Source organism: Pectobacterium carotovorum (assembly GCF_033898505.1).
Classification (GTDB): Bacteria; Pseudomonadota; Gammaproteobacteria; order Enterobacterales; family Enterobacteriaceae; genus Pectobacterium; species Pectobacterium carotovorum_J.
The window spans coordinates 25,594-45,958 of the sequence record NZ_JAXAFK010000003.1; the positions used below are offsets into that span (position 1 = coordinate 25,594).

General features: G+C 52.8%; 16 protein-coding genes. 9 read left to right on the forward strand and 7 right to left on the reverse strand.

From position 1 onward, the window contains the following. Positions 1 to 470 precede the first annotated feature (470 nt). Positions 471 to 2,195 carry a PilZ domain-containing protein gene (locus tag R9X49_RS14775; RefSeq protein WP_319849126.1) on the reverse strand — a complete coding sequence of 575 codons (1,725 nt, stop codon included), beginning with the start codon at positions 2,193 to 2,195 and terminating at the stop codon, positions 471 to 473. 543 nt (positions 2,196 to 2,738) lie between these two features. On the opposite strand from R9X49_RS14775, the gene R9X49_RS14780 reads away from it, so the two are divergent. Beyond that, complete coding sequence (locus tag R9X49_RS14780) at positions 2,739 to 3,479, forward strand: EAL domain-containing protein (RefSeq protein ID WP_319849127.1); 741 nt, start codon at positions 2,739 to 2,741, stop codon at positions 3,477 to 3,479. A gap of 215 nt (positions 3,480 to 3,694) precedes the next feature. Further along, positions 3,695 to 5,374: a hypothetical protein gene (locus tag R9X49_RS14785; protein WP_319849542.1), complete on the forward strand. Its 1,680-nt coding sequence runs from the start codon at positions 3,695 to 3,697 to the stop codon at positions 5,372 to 5,374. Positions 5,375 to 5,427: 53 nt separating this feature from the next. On the opposite strand, the gene R9X49_RS14790 is transcribed toward R9X49_RS14785, so the two are convergent. After that, positions 5,428 to 6,720 (reverse strand): ABC transporter substrate-binding protein, encoded by a 1,293-nt coding sequence (locus tag R9X49_RS14790; protein ID WP_319849128.1) that lies wholly within the window; start codon positions 6,718 to 6,720, stop codon positions 5,428 to 5,430. Positions 6,721 to 7,296: 576 nt separating this feature from the next. On the opposite strand from R9X49_RS14790, the gene R9X49_RS14795 reads away from it, so the two are divergent. The 3 genes from R9X49_RS14795 (at position 7,297) to R9X49_RS14805 (ending at position 9,789) form a co-directional block, all read left to right on the forward strand. Next, positions 7,297 to 8,631 (forward strand): glycoside hydrolase family 28 protein, encoded by a 1,335-nt coding sequence (locus tag R9X49_RS14795; protein WP_319849129.1) that lies wholly within the window; start codon positions 7,297 to 7,299, stop codon positions 8,629 to 8,631. 94 nt (positions 8,632 to 8,725) lie between these two features. After that, positions 8,726 to 9,088 carry a 6-carboxytetrahydropterin synthase QueD gene (gene queD / locus R9X49_RS14800; RefSeq protein WP_015841518.1) on the forward strand — a complete coding sequence of 121 codons (363 nt, stop codon included), beginning with the start codon at positions 8,726 to 8,728 and terminating at the stop codon, positions 9,086 to 9,088. Between the two features lie 92 nt (positions 9,089 to 9,180). Further along, positions 9,181 to 9,789 carry an inorganic diphosphatase gene (locus R9X49_RS14805; protein WP_230458273.1) on the forward strand — a complete coding sequence of 203 codons (609 nt, stop codon included), beginning with the start codon at positions 9,181 to 9,183 and terminating at the stop codon, positions 9,787 to 9,789. A gap of 24 nt (positions 9,790 to 9,813) precedes the next feature. Here R9X49_RS14805 and queE read toward each other — a convergent pair whose 3' ends face one another. Further along, entirely contained in the window at positions 9,814 to 10,485 is a 672-nt protein-coding gene (queE, locus tag R9X49_RS14810) for a 7-carboxy-7-deazaguanine synthase QueE (protein WP_319849130.1), read from the reverse strand. 203 nt (positions 10,486 to 10,688) lie between these two features. Here queE and R9X49_RS14815 point away from each other — a divergent pair, with 203 nt between their 5' ends. Further along, complete coding sequence (locus R9X49_RS14815) at positions 10,689 to 11,672, forward strand: MBL fold metallo-hydrolase (protein ID WP_319849131.1); 984 nt, start codon at positions 10,689 to 10,691, stop codon at positions 11,670 to 11,672. A 15-nt stretch (positions 11,673 to 11,687) separates the two neighbouring features. Here R9X49_RS14815 and R9X49_RS14820 read toward each other — a convergent pair whose 3' ends face one another. Further along, positions 11,688 to 12,620, reverse strand: coding sequence for a LysR family transcriptional regulator (locus R9X49_RS14820; RefSeq protein ID WP_319849132.1), 933 nt, complete (start codon positions 12,618 to 12,620; stop codon positions 11,688 to 11,690). A gap of 98 nt (positions 12,621 to 12,718) precedes the next feature. Here R9X49_RS14820 and R9X49_RS14825 point away from each other — a divergent pair, with 98 nt between their 5' ends. Beyond that, positions 12,719 to 13,708 (forward strand): MBL fold metallo-hydrolase, encoded by a 990-nt coding sequence (locus R9X49_RS14825; RefSeq protein ID WP_319849133.1) that lies wholly within the window; start codon positions 12,719 to 12,721, stop codon positions 13,706 to 13,708. A gap of 341 nt (positions 13,709 to 14,049) precedes the next feature. Here the strand turns inward: R9X49_RS14825 and R9X49_RS14830 are convergent, their stop codons facing one another. The 3 genes from R9X49_RS14830 to R9X49_RS14840 form a co-directional block, all read right to left on the reverse strand. Then, positions 14,050 to 15,189 (reverse strand): glycoside hydrolase family 105 protein, encoded by a 1,140-nt coding sequence (locus R9X49_RS14830; RefSeq protein ID WP_319849134.1) that lies wholly within the window; start codon positions 15,187 to 15,189, stop codon positions 14,050 to 14,052. Positions 15,190 to 15,232: 43 nt separating this feature from the next. Further along, positions 15,233 to 16,792: an MFS transporter gene (locus R9X49_RS14835; protein WP_319849135.1), complete on the reverse strand. Its 1,560-nt coding sequence runs from the start codon at positions 16,790 to 16,792 to the stop codon at positions 15,233 to 15,235. A 302-nt stretch (positions 16,793 to 17,094) separates the two neighbouring features. Further along, positions 17,095 to 17,985: a LysR family transcriptional regulator gene (locus R9X49_RS14840; protein WP_319849136.1), complete on the reverse strand. Its 891-nt coding sequence runs from the start codon at positions 17,983 to 17,985 to the stop codon at positions 17,095 to 17,097. Between the two features lie 155 nt (positions 17,986 to 18,140). Here R9X49_RS14840 and R9X49_RS14845 point away from each other — a divergent pair, with 155 nt between their 5' ends. Together R9X49_RS14845 and R9X49_RS14850 are read left to right on the forward strand one after the other, a co-directional pair. Next, positions 18,141 to 19,559: a coniferyl aldehyde dehydrogenase gene (locus tag R9X49_RS14845; protein WP_319849137.1), complete on the forward strand. Its 1,419-nt coding sequence runs from the start codon at positions 18,141 to 18,143 to the stop codon at positions 19,557 to 19,559. Between the two features lie 47 nt (positions 19,560 to 19,606). Continuing rightward, positions 19,607 to 20,284 (forward strand): type 1 glutamine amidotransferase domain-containing protein, encoded by a 678-nt coding sequence (locus tag R9X49_RS14850; RefSeq protein ID WP_015841529.1) that lies wholly within the window; start codon positions 19,607 to 19,609, stop codon positions 20,282 to 20,284. Positions 20,285 to 20,365 lie beyond the last annotated feature (81 nt).

A 20,365-nucleotide genomic window follows, 5' to 3' on the forward strand; every position in this document is an offset into this window, starting at 1 on the left:
AGAATGCATTCGGAAAGCGGGGCTTATGCGCAGCCCATATAAACCAGTCCTTCATACGTAAATACAAAGGGCATCGCGGATTTTGCCGTTATCCGGCGTAAAAAATTATGCTGAGGAGATAGCAGGCTTAGGATGAGCCGCATGGACGCGGCGAGAGCTTGCGCCACGTCGGACAAAAACGTCAGAGACGTTTTTGAACAGCACTCGTGCTGGCCCGAAGGGCGAGCCCCATTTATGGGGCGAGTAAACGTGTCGCAAGCGATCCGTTAAGCCTGATACCGACGAAGGAACCGCGTCAGCGGCATAATTCCCCGCCAAAAGCCAGGGGTCACGGGGCGAGCGGCGTTTGAGCCGCCCCGTGTCGGGCGCGTGCTACGAGGTAGCATGACAATAACGGTATTATCGCGCACGAAACTGCCCCACAGTGGCATAAAAATGTTGCTAAGAGACAGCTACAAACAAGGTACTCACTAAATTTTCAGAACTTTCATGCCAAAATCGTCTGGATTCACGATGTTTTCGAGCTTACCGACCTGCAACAAGTCACCTTTAGATACGATGCTGCTGATATTGGTATCAGGAAAGCGAAGGTTCTTAACAAGGTGCACCGCAATAGGCCGGCCCTTTTTATCAATATCCATCACCCACCCGAGGAAGCCTCCCGAGTATTTCGCCAGACTGCCTATTGGGTAGAGGCCGTAAATCTGGACGTACTTGACCAGTACAACCTTGTCATAGGCGGCGTTCACCTCATAGATTTTGCGGTAGGCAGCCAATGGCGTGCGGGGCGAAACACCATTACGCGCATGCCTGAGCTTATTAATCGCTTTAATGACAGAAACCAGCCGGACTAACCGCGACAATTGTTCAGCGCGTTTGCCTTGCGGATAGCCGCTACCGTCCAAACGTTCATTAGCATTCTCGATGACATCGCGGCAAGTGGGGCTGATTGCCCAGCCCAGTTCACGTAACTTCTCGCACAGCACCGCCACGTGACCACTCAGGATCGCTTTCTGCGTCGGATTCATGTTGACCTTTAGCGATGGCAGACGGGCATTGACCAACAGCGGTTTACCCATGGTGTGAAGTAACGCGCCTAACACCGCCTCGCGTGCATAGGGATCGTGTGGATCGGCAAGGAGCAGCATGTCGGCCAGCTTTCCCGCAACCTGCACCGCATGCCTGACCCAATCCGCCTCATCACGCAGGTACGACAGCGCATACAGAAAAGCCTTTCTCTCTTTTTTGACCATATAGAGCAGGGTATCGACACAGTCATAAAAGATCTCAACGGGCAGTTGATTGCGCGTTTTTATGTACATCAGCCCAATCTGAAGCCGATGGGCAACCTCCATGACGCCTCGTTCCATAGGCGTCTGGCGGGTGCGTTTCTCACTTTCCTGGCTTTCTCGCAGCAAGAGGTTTTTCTCCTTGGTGCCCGGAATGAACAACGGGGACGAATACACCATGCTGCCAGTGACGCCGGTTCGGTACGCCGCCTCTCTTTCCGACTCATTCGTATAATGAAGCAGGGCTTCAGACTGGGATGAAGACAAATTCATAAACTGGATACCGACAGCCGCATAGCCATTATTCCCAAAAGGTCGTATATGGCGAATTCTTCCCTCGGCATAAAAGCTTTCCCCGTTAGGAAACTCAAGCGTAATGCCGGGGATATCCTGACCCACACCAATCGCAATACTTTCAACCAGATCGATTTCGACCATACACCCGCCGGTCGATAAATTACGCAGCGTACCGGGCACGTTAAGCGTGTGCATATAAACGTCGATACGGACCCGAGCCTGCATGCCAAGAATAAAGGGAATGCGAATCGCCCCTCGGTTTTCAGTGACGAAAACAGATTCTGGCAGGCGACACTCCAGACGATAAAACATGCTATCCGTCTTGAATAGTTGGGTAGGAATATTACACAGACTGTAGGTTTCTCGTTCGATGTTCTCCGTGCCTTTGAGCGCCTCCAGATCAAAATTCAAACCGCCATCGGCAAGATATCTATCGATATCCGAGCCAGAATATTCTACTGCCAACACGATACGGTTTTTATCCAGATTCAATTCCGCAACGTCAGCCTTTAATGCATATAGCATATCCTTGGCATAGATAGACATCACATATGAATGTTGCAGCAATGCGCTAATCACTTTAGCGGGAGGAGGAGAAAAGTGTTCCACGATAAGATCTACCTATTAACGCGACGGTGATATACCCCAAAATCCAAAAAGGATTTCTCTTTTAATAGAAACAAATTTTTACACGGAATTAAATTTTTTACACACATTAAACACAGTAGAAAAACACTTATCCTTACTGAGTAAGACATTCCCCAGATTTAATTTATGCGTTTTTCTTCACTCCAGTACCATTACGAAACGACGAGCTTCATGTTGTTTATCATCCTAACAAGGATGCTATGAAGTCACAACGGTCATGCATTACCGCCAGGTTGATTTAAATTCAAACAAAAACAACTTAACCACCAATAAAACAAAATTAAGCAATTTTAAATACCAGTTAAATTAATAAAAACCAGATTAAACACCAATCACAACATAGATTTAAACGATCATTATTTTTCATTCAATAGTCAGCAACTATCAAATGAGAATTATTGATCATTTTAAACAATTTCCAAATATTCCAAATTGCTGTGTAGAATCCAGACGAGCAAAGCTATGGAATTCCTATTTCTATGGAGAGGGTGAGTAATCAGTAAAATGAATACAACAACATTGAATATTGATGGAAAAATTCTTAGGCTGACCGCAGAGTTCCAGCCTATCATCCATCTCCCTCACAATAAAATATTCCGCTATGAAGCCCTCGCCAGGTTTTATAATTCGGAAGGGACGCTCATATCGACTCAACAAACAATAGATAAAATAGAGAAGTATAAAGCAATTGATAAAGTGACAGACTTTATGTTTGATGTAGTCTGTCAGGTAATAAAAAACAAAAGCAGCATGACAATATCATTCAATCTTTCACATTTACTGTTTAATAACTCTGCCTATCTGGAAACGTTATACCAAAAATGCGTCATGCATCAGGTTAGCCCAAAGAATATAGAAATAGAGATCAGTGAAAAAACGACCCGACAGCAGTTAATAGACGGGATCCCCTTTTTAAATCAGGCCAAGAAATATGGCTTTATGATTTCATTAGATGACTTCGGCGCAGGAAATCTACAAATAGACAGCCTGAACCTGTTTGACTTCGATACCATAAAAATCGATCGCTCTATTATCGATGGCATCGGTAAAGAAGAGACAAAATCACAAAAACTAAAGGTCTTATTAAACAAACTCATTCCTCTTGGCGTAAACATTATCTGTGAAGGCGTGGAGAAGGCGACCGATTTGAACCGGTTAAACAAATACCACCCCATTGGGATTCAAGGATATATCTTCTATCGGCCACTCACATTCAGCCAGTTAAGGCTGCTGGAAGGCTTTTAGCCGATATCCTTCAGTTCTGCTGCCCGACGTCGGCTGATGAACGCGTCATCATGCCGCCGATAGTCGACATTCCCACGATAACTGCCCCGCCAACAACCTCTTACACGATCGACATTAGCGAACAGGCTCACATTTCTGGCGTTCGCCCCAGGAATTTATCCTTTGCGATAGCACATCAATGCGATACTCACACCAGTGACAACGGGAGAAAAATGATGTGGCAACGACGCGCACTGGAACTCAATACGCAAGATATTTGGCACTGGCAACAGGTCCTCTCGGTCATCGATTATGCCCGTGAACAGGGTTTCAATACGCTGGTGCTGGGTGCGGCGGATTTGCTGGATAAGCTGGTAACGCCAGAAGCCTACAATAACGCGCGTTTTGACGATCGCATCAGCAGCCAGCAGCGTTCTCGCTGTGTTTACCTGAATCAGGTCGCGGCGCACTGCCGTGAACAGGGGCTGGCCCTGTATCTGCAATGCAAAGAGCTATCGTTTCCCACAGATTTACTGCTCCATCACCCGGAATTACTCGACGACAAACATAGCCTCCGCATGGATACCGATTTTTGGGGCGACTACCTTGCCGCCAAAGTCGAGCTGCTGATGCAGCAGATCCCGCGGCTGAGCGGCCTGCTGTTGGCGATCTCCAACAGCGATAGCCTGCTGCGCTTTTCCGCACCGTCCGGCGATGAAATCAACGGCGTCGTTCCCGTCACAACACACTGGCCGACGAACGCCGACAGCGAGCAGATCTATCACCGCCTCTTCTCCGCCGTCGCACGCGTGATGCACTACCACCAGCGCCACCTGGTATTACGCGCCTTTCCCGCCAGCCATCAGGACATCGGTAATGTGCTGAACGCCATTCGCACATTGCCGGAATCCGTTTCTGTCGCCATCAAAGTCACGCCGGAACGCTTCTGGCCTGAGTTCCCCAATAACCCTGCGCTGCTGGACGTCAGCGGGCGTGAAGTCTGGGTTGAACTGGATTTGGCTGGGGAAGAAGTGGGCTGGGGCAATCTCCCCTTCCTGCGCTACACCGAAGTTCAGGGGCGGCTGCTGTGGTGTCGGGAGAAAAATCCGGCGATTGTCAGCGCGCTGTGCCGTATCAGTTGGGAAGGCGTGGACAACCACAGCGTGATCGGCACGCTCAGCGAATTTACGCTATTCGCCTCTTCCCGCTTACTCACTCACCAAACCGCATCGACAAACGAAAGTGCGCTGTTTGCACAATGGCTGATGGCACGTTATCAATGGCAGCCGGATGAGACGGTGCTGCATACGATGCAGGCTCTGCTGGATCAGGCACATCAGGCTATCTCCCTGTCGCTGTACGCACGCCACCACGTTTTTCATCGCCACAGCCTGCTGCCGACCAGCTTTGGTCAGGCGATCTGGAGCCTGTACGGTCAACTCAACCGCAACCACTGGCTGCCGGGCTCCGGTCAGGATATTACCTTCGATCCGCAGCACGCCGAGCTGGCTTCGCAGAACCTCTATCACATCGCGAAAGAGAAAGATGCCGCGTGGCAGCTGGCGGAACAGTGCCAACAGGCCGCCCTGCAATTCTCCCGTGAACACACGATGCCGGAAGCGCTTAGACAGCGCTGGCAGCAGGAATGGCGCGGTCTGACGCTGTACTGCCGCGCCTTTGTTCATGCGCAGAAAGCCTTCTTTACGCTGCACTACTGCAAACAGGTGGAGAACAACTGGACGCTGCGGGAAATCGCCAAAACCAATATTCAGGCGCTGTACGGTATCGGGCATGAGATGGAGGATTTTTGCCTGCAACACCGGGCGTACCCGGTGAGCATGCATGTGATGTTTGATGCCGGGCGTCCACGCGCGTTAGCCGATAGCCTGCAACAGCAGTTGGCTGAACTCACGTAACGCACCGGCCAATAAAATACCTTAGTCAGTAATTATCTGAGTTAGTCATTCGCTTAGCGAATCACCCGCTTCAGGATGCGCTCACCTGAATTGCTGAAGTTTTTCGCCGATTCTTCCACGCTCTTTTTGCCGTAGTCGAGCTGTTCGATAGTTTGCAGGATCAGGCTGGCAAGCTGCGGATCTTCAAGATACGAGGACACAGGCGTTTGCATCGGTTTTTCCAGCGCCATCGAGAGTCCGACAACCGATAGATCGTTCGTATCCAGCTTCTGCTTTTCTTCCAGCGCTTGTCTGGCAATACGGCTGAGCGGAATACCGCGCTCAGTGCCCATCAGCAGCGCGCCTTCAGGATCGTTCATCAGATAATTCAGCAACAGCGCCGCTTCTTTCGGATGTTTGGTATTTTTACTGATGGCAAACAGCATGGATGGCTTGAAGAACTGCCCGGAATTATCCGACCCCGGCGTCATGATGTACGGCCCTAATTCGAGCTTGCCGGGTGCCGCCAGCGGATCGGCGTATTTCTTCACAACCGAAATCCACAGATGGGCGCCGCCGTATTCCCCATTAATCCAGGGGCGTGTTTCATACATGCCGACTTTGCCAAACGCGTTGTAATACTTCGAGGATGGCATCACATGTTCGTCGATCAAGCGCTTGTAGAAGCGAAACGCCTCGATCCATTGCGCCTCACTGTAGTTAAAGCGTTTGTTCTTTTCGTCGATCATGCCGATCTGGTATTTCTGCGTCATGTAATAGTTGAGCAGTTCCAGCAAGCCTTCACCGCTGTCCTGCGCAGGCGATGCGATGGGGAAATAGTTATCACCCAATTTCTCTTTAAATACCTTGCCCGCATGGAACAGCTCATCCCAGGTGGTGGGATACGGCAGCCCGGCTTTCTTCCAGGTTTCCGCGTTGTAGTACATCACCAGCGCATTCAGCGAGGTGGAAATCGCATTCACCTTGCCGTCAATCGTCGCAGGCTTCAGCGCATCTTCAGGGAAATCCTGCAATTTTAACGTATCGGTCAGCTTATTCAGGTCATAAAAGCCGGTGCCGGTTTTGGAAAAAATCGGCAACCAGTTCCAGTTAACCTGCATGACATCCGGTTCTTCCCCGCTGGCAATCTGCGTGGTCAGGCGGGATAAGTGCCCGTCCCAGCCGGTATATTCCGGCCTCACGCTAATGTGCGGATATTTTTTCTGAAATGCCTCCAGCGCGGTCAACGTCGCCTGATGACGGCTGTTTCCTCCCCACCAGGAGAGGCGCAATTCCACGGGTTCAGCAGCCTGCGCGAACGAACAGAGCGCAGAGAAGGCGATGACAATCAGTCCAGGTAATCTCATTTTTCCCCCAACGACATTATTATTGTGTTTGTGCGTGTGTCTGGCGTACTGGTGTGACGATATAGATGAGAAAGCAGGTCAGGTACATAGCCGTGAATCAAACCATTTCTCGACTCTGACAAGATAGGCAGAACCCTTTTTGTCGCGCCAGCCACTACGGCGGGAAAACGCGTGATTTGCGGGACTGGCGGAAGAAATGTTGATGACCGCATCGCGTTAGCGAGCGTTTCAACCACGCGACACGAGCGCTATCTGGCGCAGCAGGGAGGTGCCTCACATCATTAACCGACACACCACACCAAAAAGAGATTTAATTCACAAATAAGAAACACAAAAACAACAAAACTGCACCACACAGGCGGTAAAAGAGAAAAAGCAGCGTAAAAACGTGATGAAACACACATCGCATAAAATGCCGCATCTTCTTCTTCGTTATGCCTTTCACATTCTCTTACGCCACACGCCGTGCGCTGTGAAGCCCGCTCCAACCTCCGCAGATTTCATCACAACAGGCACAGCCAAAGACCAGAAAACGTGCTGCAATCCGTTCATTAATGGTAAACCGTGGATGACACGATGAAACACTCGATTCAGTCATACTCCCCTGCCGCCGACGGCATTACGCTGGATACCGCCGTCTTTCAACAGGCTATCGATCGGATTGCGGCACAGGGCGGCGGCACCCTGACGGTAGAACCGGGGCGCTATCTGTTAGGAGGATTGCTGTTGCCTTCCAATTTTTGCCTGCTGTTGGAGGCGGGGGCAGAGTTAATCGTTAGCGGTGACTATGAGCAATTTGCGCAGGCCACCACCATCAGCATGGCCGAACTGTCGCACCGGGCGTTTCTTTATGCTTACCAGCAGCGCAATATCACGATCTGCGGTCAGGGTAAGATCATGGGAAATGCCGACGCCTATTTCTCGGCGGAACCCGACGATCAGGGCTATCGCCTGCCTGCACAACATCGCCCGCGCATTGTGGTCTTTGAGGATTGCGAACACGTCCGCCTGTGCGATTTTACGATTGAGCACGCCCCAATGTGGACCGTGCATCTGGTCAGCAGTCGCCAGATCGTCGTCGAACGTCTGACGATTGATAACGATCTGAGCATGGCGAATACCGATGCGCTGGATCTCGACAGCTGCCAGCAGGTGCAAATCAGCAACTGCTCGCTAAGCGCCGCTGATGATGCGCTGTGCATCAAAACCACCAATAAGCCGCCCCATCTGCAACGTAAAGTGCAGCAGGTCGTCATCAGCAATTGTCTGTTGCGATCCAAGAGCTGCGCCCTGAAGGTCGGCACCGAAACCTTTGCCGATATTGAAGATATTTCCGTCAGTAACTGTGCCATTTACGATACCAACCGCGCGATCGGCCTGATCTCCCGCGATGGCGGTGCGTTCCGACGCCTGCAGTTCAGCAACATTACGTTCCAGTGCGTCGCCGCGCATCCGTGCCACTGGGGCAAGGCCGATCCGATCTTTATCTCCGTACGCTATCGCGATCCCGCCATCGAACCGGGCCGGATCGAAGCGGTACAGTTTTCTCAGATCGCGGGGATCAGCGAGGGGGCGATTAACCTGCACAGCACGCCCGCAGGCTACATTCGTGATGTCCATTTTCATGCCGTACACCTCGAACAGCGGCAGAGCGACTCGCCGGAACAGGGCATGTACGATGTGCGTCCACCCTGCAACCCGGAACGCCCTACGGGTATGGGGCTGGACAATGCCTATCGGGTCGATCCCACAACGGGACGTGCATTCGGCGTTGAACACTACCCTGGCGGCATGCCCGCGTTATTTGCTCGTGGTGTCCTGAACCTGACCACCAGCCATATGACGATCCACCGTCCCGATCCGCTGCCCTCCGGCTGGCATCACGCCGAGATCGTGCAGCAGGAAGAATAAGTGATTCAAGCGACACTTTCGGGTAGTATGCGACGGTTTTTTGCATACTATGTTCTGAAAGCCCCCTTTTCAGAACGAAACCGGGAACCTCGCTATGGTCACTACGCTATTTAAAGATTTTCAGTTTGAAGCCGCACATCATTTGCCTCACGTGCCGGAAGGCCACAAATGCGGGCGGCTGCATGGGCACTCTTTCATGGTGAGACTGGAAATTACCGGTGAAGTGGATCCGCATACCGGATGGGTGATGGATTTCTCTGAGCTGAAAGCCGCGTTCAAACCTACGTGGGAACGGTTGGATCATCACTATCTGAATGAGATCCCTGGGTTGGAAAACCCGACGAGTGAAGTGCTGGCGCACTGGATCTGGCATCAGCTGAAGCCGACATTACCGCTGCTCAGCGCCGTGATGGTGAAAGAAACCTGCACCGCTGGCTGCGTCTATAAAGGCGAGTAAACCGCCGAACTACATCTTTCTGTAACATGTCCCCGTCATTCTGCTTGTGATGCATTCATCATCATAATCATAATGAATAGGGGATCCCCATGTTGTTTTCAGTCAGAAAATTAGCTGTCGCGCTTTCGTTTTTCTCACTCTGTGCAACGGCTGCGCCGATCAATATTCTCGATTTCCCGCAGCCGAAAAATACCCCTGATGAAATTTATGCCGTCACGGAAATTCCAGCGGGCAGCATGATTAAGTATGAAACCGATGCAGAGACCGGGTTCATTATTGCCGACCGTTTTCAATCAATGCCAGTGGCGTATCCGGCAAACTACGGCTCGCTCACCCAGTCATTAGGCGGTGACAACGATCCTCTCGATGTGATTTTTTATACCCGCGCCCCGCTGATCCCCGGTTCACTGATTAAGCTGCGTCCGATTGGCATCCTGAAAATGATCGATGCAGGCGAAGTCGATGACAAAATTGTCGCGGTTCCAACCAGCAAAATCGATCCGACCTATGACAACATCAAAACAATTGCCGACCTGCCGCCCATTGAACAGGAAAGGCTACAGGCTTTCTTCCGGGTCTATAAACAGCTGCCGGCAGGAAGAAAAGTGGTTGAGCTAAAAGGATTTGAAGACGTCAATGCCGCCAAAACAGTGATTTCAGCGGCCCATGACAGCTATATGAAGAACCATAAACAGCCATAAATAGCCATGAAGAATCACCAGTAATCAGGCGATATTCAGGTATTTATGTGTCTGCATAGACAGCCGCCAGTTGCGGGCGATGCAGGTCGCAATACACAGTTTGGTCGCATCGTCTTTCTGGCTGATCGGCTGTAGCGCTACTATGCGCGGCTTATCATCATCAAGCCGCGCCAGTAGCGCATCCAGTGCTTCAATATCACGCTCACGCGCCACCGGGTGTTTGATCTCATCCGCTCGTTGCAGCGCCCGATCGAGCACTTTCATACCACCGCGCATATTCACCTTCGGCGATACCGTCACCCAGGTTTTGGGCGAACAGCGCACGTCGTGGGTACCGCTGGTTTCAATCTGGCAACTAAAGCCCTGCTTTTCCAACTGTAGCGTCAGCGGTGTCAAATCGTGGATGCACGGCTCACCGCCAGTGATCACAATGTGGCGCGCCGTGTAGCCCTGTTGCGCCATCAGCGCCAGAATGTCGTCCGCACTCGCCGCGCCCCAGGCATCGCTTTCTTCCGTTTTCACCAGCACCTGATCCAATGAGGTTTCCCGCTCTGCCAGCTTGTCCCAGGTGTGTTTGGTATCGCACCAGCTACAGCCTACCGGACACCCTTGCAGGCGCACAAACACCGCCGGCACACCGGTAAAATAGCCTTCGCCCTGTAACGTCTGGAATATTTCATTAATCGGGTACTGCATGGTTTTCACTGTCTCGTTCACTTAAAAATGCATTATACCCTAAATCCTCCGCGTTGCAGGACGGCAGCGATGCGGTGGCAAATCCGGCGGGAACGCGTCAGCTCGGTGACAGTTGAGTAATTCGCTCAGTGCGTCAATAATCAATCTGTTGTTACAACTTCACCTGCTTTCATATGTTTCATTATTAACAAGGACAAAAATAAATGAAGTTATTGAAACCGTTAGCCCTATTACTCGCCTCTTGTGCCTTTGTGCCTGCATTTTCTCAGGCGCAGGATATCACTCAGGTTAAAACCCAGCCGGGCTATTACCGCATGATGCTGGGCCAGTTCGAAATCACGGCACTGTCTGACGGCACCAATACCATGCCGATGGATAAACTGTTGCAGCGGACACCACCGGAAAAAATCACCGAACTGCTGGCAGAAAAAGCGCTGACGCCGCAGGTAGAAACCTCCATCAACGCCTATTTGGTCAATACCGGCAAACACCTGATTCTGATCGATACCGGCAACGGTAAACAAAGCAATCCTACCGTAGGAAAAGTGCTGCCGAATCTGATTGCGGCGGGTTATAAACCTGAGCAGGTCGACACCATATTGATGACCCATCTGCACGGCGACCATTTTGGCGGTTTAGTGCAGGACAATAAGCTGAACTACCCGAATGCCACCGTGTATGTCAGCCAGCCAGAAACCGATTTTTGGCTCAGCCCGGATAATCTGAAGAGTGCGCCAGAGAACAGAAAGGCCGCGTTCCAACGCGTGCAGAGTACCTTTGATGCCATTCGCAAAGAGAACAAGCTGAAAACGTTCCCGGCTCAGCAGGCAACGTTGTTACCCGGCATCACCGCGATTCCGAGTCCGGGACATACACCGGGGCATACGTCGTTTCTGATTGAGAGCGAAGGCAAAAAACTGCTGGCATGGGGAGACATCATTCATGCAGAAGCGGTACAGATGAGCTTACCGGCCACTACCATCAGCTTTGATTCAAATATGGATCAGGCGACAGAATCCCGTAATAAAGCACTGGCCGACGCAGCCAGTCAGGGTTACTGGGTTGCAGGCGCTCATCTGCCCTTCCCTGGCATCGGCCACGTGGGGACACGTCTGGAACGCAACGGCACCACCAACGGCTACCGCTGGCTTCCGGCGAACTACAGCGTGGCAGGGTTGTCACAATAATTTCAATGCTGCCACTCAAGCAGGAGGCCAGTCTGCCTCCTGCTCTGCAACCACCTCAGCAATTTGCTCATACACCCACTTTATCGCCGGGTTACTGTCCTGCCGGGCATGCCAAAGCGCCGAGAGCGTATACGTCGGTAACGCAAGCGGTACGGGGCTGTCGATCAGGCCATAATGCTGACACCACAGTGTCGCCAGCTTTTCCGGTACGGTAGCGACGGCTGGTGTGTGCTGCAAGATTCCCGGCAGAGCAGAGAAATGCGGCGTGGTGTAATGAATTGCCCGTGCCATTCCCTGTTTTTCCAACATGTCGTCCACAATGCCATGCGCACGTTCACGGTACGTCACCAGTAAATGACGCTGCTGGCAGTATACGGCCAAAGAAAGAGGACGCGGCAGATCAAGCTGCTGCGGATGCCACAACGCCCTGAATCCTGACGAGAGTAAGGCTTGTTGCTTCATCCAGCCAGCCTGTGAACTGGCAACGGACACCACCAGATCGACGCTGTCATTTTCCAGACGCGCCACATCCAAAAACGGATCGGTGGCCACAAGGTTGATACGTAAATAAGGGGCATGGGTTTTGAGTCGTTTCAGCAGCAGCGGCATCAACCAGATTTCCACCCAATCGGTCATTCCCAGCGTAATCACACGTGAATCAGTCAGCGGCTCAAACCTCTCAGGTTCACCCAGAACCGACTGTAAGTGTTCAAAAGCAGGTGACAACTGGGTCGCCAGATAATCCGCACGCGCCGTCGGGCGCATCACCTGTCCCGTACGGATAAACAGCGGATCGTCAAACAGCGTACGTAAACGCGCCAGCGCCCCGCTCACGGCAGGCTGCCCCAAATGCAACTTATCCGCCGCTGCGGAGACACTTTTCTCGCGATACAACACCAGAAATGTCACCAGCAAGTTTAAATCCACGCCGTGAAAATCATTTTCCATGATAGTCAGTATCAAATTAATCAATTTGAACAATAGTACAACCAACAGAATAATCCTTCCAATCCCTGACAAGCAGGGTCCCCTTCCAGGAGTACGTGATGAAAATAAATATTCTGAAGCAGACGTTATTATCGGTCGTTTTACTCGCGGGAATGCCAGTTATAGCCAGTGCTGAAGCGGTACCTCAACTGAAAACACAGGCACCGGGTTATTACCGGATGATGCTAGGTCAATTTGAAATCACCGCCCTTTCTGACGGTACGGTCACTATTCCACTGGATAAACTGCTCACTCATATTTCCCATGAGGAAATGCTACATCTGCTGGCACAAAAGAATCTCCATCCGCAGGTGGAGACCTCCATTAACGCGTATCTCATCAATACGGGCAAACAGCTGATACTGGTAGACACAGGGGCTGGGCCGTTGTTTGGGAAACTGGGAGGGAAATTACCCGACAACCTGCGCGCCGCCGGCTATCCCCCCGAGAAGATCGATACTGTTCTGCTGACCCATATTCATGCCGACCATTCCGGCGGTGTGTCGCGTGACGGCAAGCTGGTTTTCCCTAATGCCACCGTTTATGTTAACCAGAAGGATGCGGATTTCTGGCTCAATCCGGCCAACAGCGCGCATGTGCGGGAGAGCGAGAAACACACATTCGGACAATCTGAAGATTCACTGCACCCCGTGGTTGTCGCAAAGCGGCTGAAAACCTTCTCCGGCAAACAGCAGCTTTTTCCGGGTATTACCGCCGTGCCGGCACCGGGACATACGCCGGGGCACAGCCTTTATCAAATTGAAAGTGAAGGCCAGAAACTGACGCTGTGGGGCGATACGATCCATGCCGAAGCCGTGCAATTTCCTCGCCCTATGACCACGATCGATTTCGATCGCAATATGGATGAAGCCTCAGAGGCTCGCTTACAGATTCTGGCCGAAGCGGCACAGAATAATGAATGGATTGGTGCGGCACACATTTCCTTCCCCGGTTTAGGCCAGGTCAAAGCCGTGTATGATGCTAACGGTAAACCAAACGGTTACCGCTGGCTCCCGGCGAATTACAGCCTGTCAGGACTAAAAAATTAGGTGTCAGAATGGAACGCAATTATGGGTTTTGCCGTTATCCGGCGTAAAAATTATGCAGCGGTGGGCGTGGCCGCCGAGTGAGCGGCATGGATGCCGCGAAAGTCAGTGCCGCGTCGGGAACGCGTCACTGACGGCTCGAATCGCGGTCATGAACACCGATGGCACCGCGCAGCGGCATAATTTAGCAGGAAGCCAGGGTTCACAGGGTGGCGGCGACTGAGCCTCCCTGTGTCGGGCGCGTATACGGTATCGCATATAAATAGCGGCGGTATCGCGCACGAAACGAGCCTCTTAGCCAGCATAACCGATATGACTAAGAGGCAACGCTCACGTTAACCTAATTACAGATACACCCGCAGATATTCCGCCAGGCAGAGAATCGCCATTGCCTGACCGTATGGCATGGAGGTCAGCGCGATGTTGCGATAGAAATCCAGATCGTTGCCCATCGCGGTGCCGAATGACACCTGCGTCAGTTCGCCGTCCTCATTAACGTGATTAATCACACCGCGAATCGCTTTCTCCGCCACCTCAGCGTAACTCGGATCGACGTAGCGCTTACGCACCGCTTTCAGGATCCCGTAGGCAAAACCGGCGGTTGCCGAGCTTTCAAGGTACGAGTTCGGATCGTCGATCAGCGTGTGCCACAGGCCGCTGTCATCCTGATATTTCGCCAGCGCTGCAATCTGGCTTTCCAGCACCTGCAACAGGAAGCGGCGCGTCGCATTGTGTTCCGGCAGATCCAGCAGTTCGATAAACTCAGGAATCACGATGGTCAGCCAGCTGTTACCACGCGCCCAGCGCGCTTTCGCGTAGTTGTGCTGCCCTTCGAACGTCCAGCCGTGGAACCACAGGCCGCTTTCGCGATCCATCAAATATTGCACATGCAACAGGAACTGATACGTGGCTTCTTCCACAAACTCCGGCCGGTTTAACAACTTGCCGATTTTCGCCAACGGCAGCACACTCATCATCAGCGTGTCGTCCCACAGCTGCTGGTGGTTTTCGTTGTTATAAACAATGTGCTGCAAGCCCTGCTTGTCCGTGCGCGGCATTTCGTACATCACCCACTCCGCCCAGCGCTCCAGATACGGCAACCAGCGCGCATCGCCTGTTTCTTCATAGCGATAAGCCAGCGTCAGGAACGGGCACACGGTGTTCACGTTCTTCGTCGGCGTACCCTCCGCCAGACGCTCGGTAAACCAGTCGTCGATGATGGCGCGCATCTGCTCGTCGCCCGTTTGCTGGTAATACTGGTAAATCCCGTACAGCCCGATGCCGTGCGTCCATTCCCAGCCCGCCCAGCCTTTGGTATCAATCACCCGACCATCGTCCAGCCGTAACAAGAACTCACCGGTTTTATCCTCAATATTCACCAGATTGTCGGTGATACGGCAAATCAGCGCCTTCAGATCCTCACGGGAGATGAAGCGTTCCGGCTGACGTAAAAGCGGGCTATGTTTTACACTGAATACGGTCATAGTCATTCATCCAATTGAGTTATCAGTTAACAGGTCAATACAGTTACGACTGCGTGGCGTGCGTGATCGACTTGTCGCCTTTATGGCGGTTCAGGTAGCCGATGTTGTTATTGCCCCACAGTGATTCATACGGCATACCGGCCAGCATTTCGACCGTTGCCCGCGCCTGCGGCGTAATCTTCTCCGGCACAGGGCGTCCGGCTTCGCGCATTTTCAGCGTTTCTTCCCGCAGCACGCTGTGCGTTTGCAGATTGAGTTTAAAACGCAGAGAAACCAGAAAGCCCAGCGCCAGCACGCCCACGGTGCCAATGCTCAAAATCATCAGGATAGTGTGGCTGACGCCCGGAGCCTGTACGCTCTGGCCGGATACAAAGCCGGAGAGCTGTAACACCACGCCCACCAGCATCACCGCACCAGCCTGAGAGGCTTTACGGGTCAGCGTCATAATTCCGGCGAAGATCCCTTCGCGACGCTGCGCGGTGATCACTTCATCCACGTCGGCGATGTAAGTGTAGGTGTTCCACGGCACGTAGTTGATCCCGCCACGCCCGATGCCAGCCAGCGCAGAAATCAACAACAGCAGAGAGAAGGTGTCATGCAGGCCGCTGTACCACAGAACCCCGTAAGAGAGCGCACTCACGCCAAACAGACAGACCACTAAACGGTAAGACGGCGCGGGTCCAAAACGGATACACAGCGGGATCATGCCAATTACCGCGATAAATTGCAGAATCGCCATCGTTCCCATCAGGTTCGACGCCATCGTCGGGCTCTGCATCAGCACAAAAACCACGTAGTAGGTGAACACGGCGTTAAACACGTCCTGTGCGATATACCCGCCCAGATACATACCCAAATGCTGGCGGAAAATACGAATGCGCAGCGTAGAGAGCAGTTCGACGTTCAACCGCTTCAGGCTTTGGCCTAACGTCAGAGACTGACGTTCTTTCTCCGCCCGTAGCGACGCTTCCGACATCTGATCCCGCGGCCGTTCCCAGGTAAAGCAATACACCAACGTCAGCACCAGCGCACAGATAATGGAGAACACCAGACTCGAGTAGAAGAAAGAAACAGCGTTATCTTTGCCAAAGTAACCCAGCAGGATGCCCGGCAGAAACGCGGCTAAAATGGCAGACAGCTGCGCCAGCGCGATACGTGCGCCGGAGAATTTGGTTTTCTGTTTGAAATCGTCGGTCATTTCCGGCACCAGCGTTTCATACGGCACCAGCACCATCGTGTAGACGATATCGAACAGCAGGTACGTCAGCAGATAGTACCAATAGCCCATATCCCCAACCCACATAAAGCTGTAGCTGAAAACACAGGGAATACCGAGCAGAATAAAGAACTTACGCCGGCCAAAGCGTTTGCCCAGCCAGGTGGAACCGAAGTTATCGGTCAGGAAGCCCATCAGCGGGCTGACGACGGCATCGAGCACGCGCGCCATCGCAAAAATAAAGGTTGCCTCAATCGGCGTCAGGCCACAGAACGTGGTGTAAAAATAGAGTAACCAGGCGGCCGTCAGCGCCGTTGTACCAGCACCAAGAAAGTCCCCTGAACCGTAGGCTAAATAGTTAGCCAAACCGATCTTACGCGTTTTCATCGCCATCCTTCCCCGAACATTTTTAGTTATGAAGGTGTCACGGTGCTACGTTAGCGCCCGGCGATAGTGAAAACCTTTGCACGCTTGCCATCACTCGCCCCGCGCTGGCAGCACAGGGAAGATTGGTGCGATCCGCGTCAAAGATTTTATAAAAAGCCATTTTAACTGAACGAAACCAGCAGTTCGTTTATGGCGATCACAGGATGGAAGAAGGGATGTCAGCAGGAAGAAAAGCAGCGTCGCCAACGGACGCTGTCTCATGATGTCTTGAAAAATGGCGTTTTGTTTAGCAGAGACTAGCGCTATTCAGCGTGCTGCAAACGCCACAGAAAAGTCTGCCGCGCATGCGCTAAACGTGGCTGACGCAGCGCGCCCGGCACCCAGGCCAGATAGTAATCCAACTGCGTTGTGCCGACAGGAGGTGGAATGATGGCAAGCTCTCCGGCGTCCAGCAGATCCTGACATAAATACACCGGCATCACCGTCCAGCCAAATCCGCTGGTCAGCACGCGACGCAGCGCACGCAGATCCTGGCTCACCACGGCAGGCACCAGCCCTTTATCTTCCATGCGGTTCTTCTTCAGCCAGTGATCAATCAGGGGCAGCTCAAGGTCATACGCCAGCATCGGTTCCTGCGCCAGCGCCTGCGGCAAGTCACCGGCCTGCAATAGCCGTTCGACAATCGCAGGTGCCGCCACCGCCTGTAGCGTCGCACTCTTTAACAGATCGCTTTTCAGCCGCTTATCCGTCACCGGGTGCGCCGTTATGCCCAAATCACAGTGCCCTTCCAGCAGCATCTGTTTAATCAAATCGCCGTCGCCGGTATGCATATGCACCCGCACGCCCGCCTCAAGGAGCGGCAATAGCTGCTCAGACACCACTTCTGCCATGAAATCCGCATGGCCAATGATATGCAGTGTCCCCGCAACGTCCATTGATCGCGCGCGGGCAGAGGCCAGTGCCGCCTCGGCTTCATCGAGCTTGTCCCCCAGATCCGCCGCCAGATCGTCTGCCGCCGATGTTGGCGTCACGCCGTTCGCCTGACGCTCAAAGAGACGCCGCCCTACCGCCACCTCCAGCCCGGCAATATGCTGCGACACTGCCGGCTGGGTCAGATTCAGCGCGCGCGACGCCCCGCTAATTGAGCGCTGCCGATAGACTTCCACAAATGTGCGTAGACGGATGAGTGACATACGAGACCTATAAAATTATTTATACCCCCCGAATAATAATCTTGTTGGCGGACAGATCAACCCCTGCCGTATCCTTTATCCCATCCTGAGTGACCCGGAAATCCCGGATAACTTTCTGTTTTCTCTGGTACTCGACGAATAAAAGAGGACACAACATGTCGACACAACAATCCAAAAAGGATTTACACGCTATCCTGAATACGATGAAGCGTGCTCACATTGCATCTGGCCCCGCCGATGCCGCACGGCGTAAAGATCGCTTACAGCGTAGCATCAATCTGATCCGTGAAAACCACGCGGCGCTCGCACAGGCCATGAGTGAAGATTTCGGCCATCGTAGCCTGTATCACTCCTTCGCCGCTGATGTCGGCACTACGCTGAAGATGCTCCAGAACGCCATCGATAACGTTGAGCGTTGGATGCAGCCAGAGCCTGTTGATGAACCCGCTACCGGCATGCAGGCGTGGATTCAGCATCAGCCTCTGGGCGTGATTGGCGTAATCAGCCCGTGGAACTTCCCAGTGAACCTGTCATTTGGTCCGCTGGCTGACATTTTTGCTGCCGGTAATACCGCGATTCTGAAACCGTCAGAACTCACACCGCGTACGTCTGAACTGCTGGCGGAACTGATTGCCCACTATTTCGACCCACTGGAATTGGCGGTGGTACTGGGCGATGCGGAAATCGGTCAGGCATTCAGCGAACTGCCGTTCGATCATCTGGTCTTCACCGGCAGCACCGCCGTTGGGAAACATGTGATGCGCGCCGCGGCAGAGAATCTGGTGCCCGTCACGCTGGAACTGGGTGGCAAATCACCTGTCGTGATCGATAGCAGCGCAGATATCACCGAAGCGGCTGAACGTACGTTGACGGTGAAAACCTTCAACGCCGGACAAATCTGCCTGTCGCCGGACTATGTTCTGCTGCCCGAAGGTCAGGAGCAGGCTTTCCGCGATGCCGCAAAAGCCTTTATGCAGAAAAGCTTCCCGACACTACAGGCGAACCCGGATTACACGTCTATCATTGCTGACAGGCATTACGATCGCCTGATTCGTATTCTGAAAGAGGCTGAACAGCAAGGCGCAACCGTCGTCAGTCTGGCACCGGAAGGCGAAGCGCCCTACGATGCGAAAAGCCGCAAGATTGCCCCGCATCTGGTGTTCGGCGTGTGTGATGATATGACGATCATGCAGGAAGAAATTTTTGGCCCGCTGCTGCCGATTAAAACCTATCAGGCGGCAGAAGAACCGATTAACTACATCAATGCGCACCCACGCCCGCTGGCGGCGTATCTGTTCAGCAACGATGACGCTATGCAGCAGCGCTTCGCTGCCAGAACGACATCAGGCGCGTTGGTCATCAACGATGTGATGACGCACGTCTCCATCGACACGCTCCCGTTCGGCGGTGTTGGCGCATCCGGCATCGGCGCATACCACGGCGTCCACGGGTTCCGCCGTTTCAGTCATGCCAAACCGATTGTCATACAAAGTGAAGATGGCGCCTCTAACATGACACTGCGTGCGCCTTACCATGAGAAACAAGACGCGATTGTCGCCGCCCTCAAAGGGTAATCGGCATCGATTCACCGGCTCATCCTGCAACCATAGAGAGAAAAATGATGAAAATTTTAATGGTACTGACTTCTCACGACAAACTGGGCAACACAGGCAATAAAACCGGCTTCTGGCTGGAAGAATTTGCCGCCCCTTATTACACCTTTAAAGATGCAGGCGCCGAGCTGGTGCTCGCTTCCCCTGCTGGCGGCCAGCCGCCTCTCGACCCGAAAAGCGATCTGGCCGATTTTCAAACCGAGCTGACGCATCGCTTTAAAGCCGACCCGGCTGCGCAGCAGGAACTGGCCAATACGGTAAAACTCGATACCGTCAGCGAACAGGATTTCGATGCCGTCTTCTATCCCGGTGGTCACGGCCCGCTGTGGGATCTGGCAGAATCACCGGTCTCTATCGCGCTCATCGAAGCCTTTGTACGCGCCAACAAGCCAACCGGTTTTGTCTGCCACGCACCGGGCGTACTGATTCATGTGAAAGCAGAAAATGGCGATGCCCTGATTAAAGGCCGCAAAGTGACGGGCTTCACCAACGGTGAAGAAGAAGCGGTTCAATTGACGGACGTGGTGCCTTTCCTGATTGAAGATGAATTCAAGAAACTGGGTGGGCTATACGAAAAAGGCCCTGACTGGGCACCGTACCTTGTTGAAGACGGCAAATTGATCACCGGCCAGAACCCAGCAAGCTCGGAAGTCGTCGCCAAAGCGATTCTCAAACAGCTGGCTTAACCCGCGCTATCCCCTCATTTGTCTGTGTCTAAAAAACAGGGCTACATCACAACGCTGATGCGGCCCTGTCATTAAATAATC

Excerpts from the sequence above, each read along its gene's own strand:
- R9X49_RS14790 (WP_319849128.1), bottom strand. The coding sequence starts at position 6,720 with ATGAGATTACCTGGACTGATTGTCATCGCCTTCTCTGCGCTCTGTTCG.
- R9X49_RS14840 (WP_319849136.1), bottom strand. The coding sequence starts at position 17,985 with ATGTCACTCATCCGTCTACGCACATTTGTGGAAGTCTATCGGCAGCGC.
- queE (WP_319849130.1), bottom strand. The coding sequence starts at position 10,485 with ATGCAGTACCCGATTAATGAAATATTCCAGACGTTACAGGGCGAAGGC.
- R9X49_RS14835 (WP_319849135.1), bottom strand. The coding sequence starts at position 16,792 with ATGAAAACGCGTAAGATCGGTTTGGCTAACTATTTAGCCTACGGTTCA.
- R9X49_RS14795 (WP_319849129.1), top strand. The coding sequence starts at position 7,297 with ATGAAACACTCGATTCAGTCATACTCCCCTGCCGCCGACGGCATTACG.
- R9X49_RS14815 (WP_319849131.1), top strand. The coding sequence starts at position 10,689 with ATGAAGTTATTGAAACCGTTAGCCCTATTACTCGCCTCTTGTGCCTTT.
- R9X49_RS14845 (WP_319849137.1), top strand. The coding sequence starts at position 18,141 with ATGTCGACACAACAATCCAAAAAGGATTTACACGCTATCCTGAATACG.
- R9X49_RS14830 (WP_319849134.1), bottom strand. The coding sequence starts at position 15,189 with ATGACCGTATTCAGTGTAAAACATAGCCCGCTTTTACGTCAGCCGGAA.
- R9X49_RS14820 (WP_319849132.1), bottom strand. The coding sequence starts at position 12,620 with ATGGAAAATGATTTTCACGGCGTGGATTTAAACTTGCTGGTGACATTT.
- R9X49_RS14780 (WP_319849127.1), top strand. The coding sequence starts at position 2,739 with ATGAATACAACAACATTGAATATTGATGGAAAAATTCTTAGGCTGACC.
- queD (WP_015841518.1), top strand. The coding sequence starts at position 8,726 with ATGGTCACTACGCTATTTAAAGATTTTCAGTTTGAAGCCGCACATCAT.
- R9X49_RS14825 (WP_319849133.1), top strand. The coding sequence starts at position 12,719 with ATGAAAATAAATATTCTGAAGCAGACGTTATTATCGGTCGTTTTACTC.
- R9X49_RS14850 (WP_015841529.1), top strand. The coding sequence starts at position 19,607 with ATGAAAATTTTAATGGTACTGACTTCTCACGACAAACTGGGCAACACA.
- R9X49_RS14785 (WP_319849542.1), top strand. The coding sequence starts at position 3,695 with ATGTGGCAACGACGCGCACTGGAACTCAATACGCAAGATATTTGGCAC.